This is a genomic window from uncultured Thiocystis sp., from assembly GCF_903866365.1.
In the GTDB taxonomy this organism is placed as follows: domain Bacteria; phylum Pseudomonadota; class Gammaproteobacteria; order Chromatiales; family Chromatiaceae; genus Chromatium.
Genome location: NZ_CAIPNF010000385.1, coordinates 1 through 2,817, shown reverse-complemented (window position 1 = coordinate 2,817; position 2,817 = coordinate 1). Strand labels below are relative to the sequence as shown.

General features: G+C 57.2%; 3 protein-coding genes. All 3 read right to left on the bottom strand.

All coding sequences use genetic code 11. The features are described 5' to 3' along the window. Nucleotides 1-266: 266 nt before the first annotated feature. Genes QZY07_RS21455 through QZY07_RS21445 form a run of 3 tightly spaced genes read right to left on the bottom strand, consistent with a single transcriptional unit; the run spans nucleotide 267 to nucleotide 2,434 of the window. A complete protein-coding gene (locus QZY07_RS21455; protein ID WP_295407184.1) occupies nucleotides 267-638 on the bottom strand; it encodes a type II toxin-antitoxin system VapC family toxin in 372 nt (123 codons plus the stop codon). Then, the gene (locus QZY07_RS21450) at nucleotides 629-856 is read right to left on the bottom strand and encodes a hypothetical protein (RefSeq protein ID WP_295407181.1); all 228 of its coding nucleotides are present in this window, start codon (nucleotides 854-856) and stop codon (nucleotides 629-631) included. The genes QZY07_RS21455 and QZY07_RS21450 overlap by 10 nt, the downstream gene beginning before the upstream one ends. Nucleotides 857-871: 15 nt before the next feature. Beyond that, on the bottom strand, nucleotides 872-2,434 hold the full coding sequence (locus QZY07_RS21445; RefSeq protein ID WP_295407178.1) for a class I SAM-dependent DNA methyltransferase: 1,563 nt from the start codon (nucleotides 2,432-2,434) through the stop codon (nucleotides 872-874). Nucleotides 2,435-2,817: the final 383 nt, after the last annotated feature.

Genomic DNA, 2,817 nt, shown 5'->3' with positions numbered 1-2,817 from the left:
TCCCGCAGACTTCTCTTCCGCCGGTTGCTTGAGCAACTCGTCGTGACAGATCCTGTCCCCGAGAGCCGACTCATCGATGGTCACCATTGGCAGCCCCACAAGATGTAGTTTGAGGCGGAGCTAACCGTCCACCCCCTTTCTACAATATCTCCCAGCGTTTTTTTCGTCAAAGTAGTCATATATAAACTGTGATCAAGTGTTTCCAATAACGAGATTTCATTCATGCTTCCACAATCTCCACAACATCCCACGCGATAGCGTCCCGTTTATCCATGCTGAATTTCCACCGCCTGACTGCGTAACCCAGCAACGCCCAACAATTGCCGGTCGTTGGTCAGCAAGACTGCATTCTGTGTGGCCGCACTGGCGGCGATGATGGCATCGGGGACTTTCAACTGACAGTCTCGACGCAAGCGGATGGCCGCTTCGCACACGGCGGCGTTCAGATCCACACGCTGAAATTGGTTCAACAGCCATCGTAACTCTCGTTCCTGGGTCGGTGTGATGTTCGACCAGGACAGTAGTTCGATTTCGCTGATCACCGAGTAAGCGTAATAACCCGCCTCGATCCCAACCATCGCTTTGCCGGCGTGAATGTCAATCAGGATATTGGTATCGAGGAGATAGTTCATCGCCATTCCGTATCCCGAATCTGCCGCTGAAACGCGACGCTCTCCTCGGTGATCGGCTCAGTACCGGCAAATCGGGGAAAATCACGGGCGGGGTCGATCAGCGTCCGCTGTGCATGGGCTTGGCGCGTGGCGATGAACTCCACGAAGTCCAGAACTTCGGCTTGATGGCCTTCATCGAGGGTCCGCAGCCGGTCGAGTAACGCCGTTTCGATCAGGGTATTCATCCTGGATGCCTCGGCTCAATCAAGTAAGAATGCCGCATTCTCGGCAATGCGGGTTTGCAGTTCCAGTGCTTGCGCATTCAACGCCTCCAACTCCTCGTTCCATGCCTCAAACTGTGCCTTGAAGTCCTCGTCACTGACGGACTCACCCGCCACCACGCCAACGTAGCGGCCTGGGTTGAGCGACCAGCCCTGAGCGGCAATCTCGTCGAGCGTAGCGACTTTGCAGAGTCCGGGGACATCCTGATAGACAAGATCCGGGAAGGTTTCGCGCAGATCGGGATCGGTGCCGGGATAATCTTCATCGGGACCGGCCATGAACTCGGGCGCTTCGCCACGATAGAGCCGGGCAATGTTGGCGAGATACTCGATCTGCCGGGGACTCCACTTGCGCAGTGCCCGGTTGACCTGTCGGTAGAGATGGCGGGCATCGATGAATAGCACCTGGTCAGCACGCGCCGTCTGAAATTTCTTTTTGTCCAGAAACCAGAGCGTACAGGGCAAGGTGACGGTGTAGAACATATTGGAACCGACCGCGACCATGACATCGACGGCGTTGTCGTCCAGGAGCTTGCGACGAATCTCCTGTTCAGCCCCGCGCGCATCGCTGGCGGAGTTCGCCATGACGAAGCCCGCGCGTCCGATGGGGTTGAGTGCACTGTAGAAAAGCTGAATCCAGAGATAGTTGGCGTTGTCGGTGGTTGGAATGCCGAAGGGAAACCGCTTGTCGCCTTTCAGGCGCTCCTTATCCACGCCGCTCACATTGAACGGCGGATTCGCCATCACGAAGTCGAAACGACCCAGTGCGTCGTGCGGGTTCTCGTAGTAGGTATTCGCCACGCGAATATCCCCCGAGAGACCATGTACGGCGAGGTTCATCTTGGCGAGCTTGACGGTTTCGGCGTCCTTCTCGGTGCCGAAGACGCTGATCTCGGAGGCGACGTTGCGCTGGTGACGTTTGCCGAAGGCGGCACTCTGCACGAACATGCCAGCGGAGCCGCTGGCGGGATCAAAGATGCGTCCGTGGTAGGGCTCCATGATCTCAACGATGAGTTCGACCAGGGACTTCGGCGTGAAGAACACCCCGCCTTTCTGCCCTTCCGCCAGCGCGAAAGCGCCCAAGAAGTATTCGTAGATGACACCGAACGCATCACCCGCTTGATTGAGCGGTGCCAGCAGACGCAGCAACTCAATCAGCGTGGGGTTCGAGAGCAGGGTGTAATTGCGTGGCAGGACGCCGCGCAGCTCCTCGTTCTCGTTCTCGCTCTCGATGGCGGCCATGGCGTCGTTGACGGCACGACCGACATTCTCGCCTTCCGGCAGCGCCAGTAGATGCGAGAAACGTGCCTTGTCCGGTAGATAGAGGGTGCCCTGTTCCTGGTAGTCGTACTTGTCGGCTTCCGCTGGCGACACGCCCTCTTGCTGAAGCTGTGCCTGTGCATCGACGAAGCGCTGTTCAGCATGGCGCAGGAAAATGAGGCCCAGAACGGGTGTCGAGAACTGCGAGGGACGCAGCCCGGTGTTGGCCCAGAGCTGGTCAGCGGCGCTCCATAAACGCGATTCGATGTCCTTGATCGTCATGAGTCTTCTTGCTGGTGATGGTTTCAAGTCTTCAAGCACATCCCGTGCAGGAAAGCACTTGAGTCATTCAGGCCAGGGTGTCTGCGCGCGAGACGACAGGACAGCAGAGGCTCCTATGCCCGATGCTCCGCCATGCGCGGCCAAAGATCAACCGATAGGGCGTCGTCCTGTTGTCGTGCGACGCGCGCGAGGCATCAGCGTGTCGATTTAACGTCAAACCGCTATGTGCTCGTAAAAGGATCCAGGACTTACGCATTGACAAACGCCGCATTTTATGATCTAAAAAATACGTGTAACCATATTCCGCTACTCATTTAAAATGAGCCGGCGATGCCGCGCCGTAACCGTCGCCATCGCGGGCGACCAAAGCGAATATTGCAGTT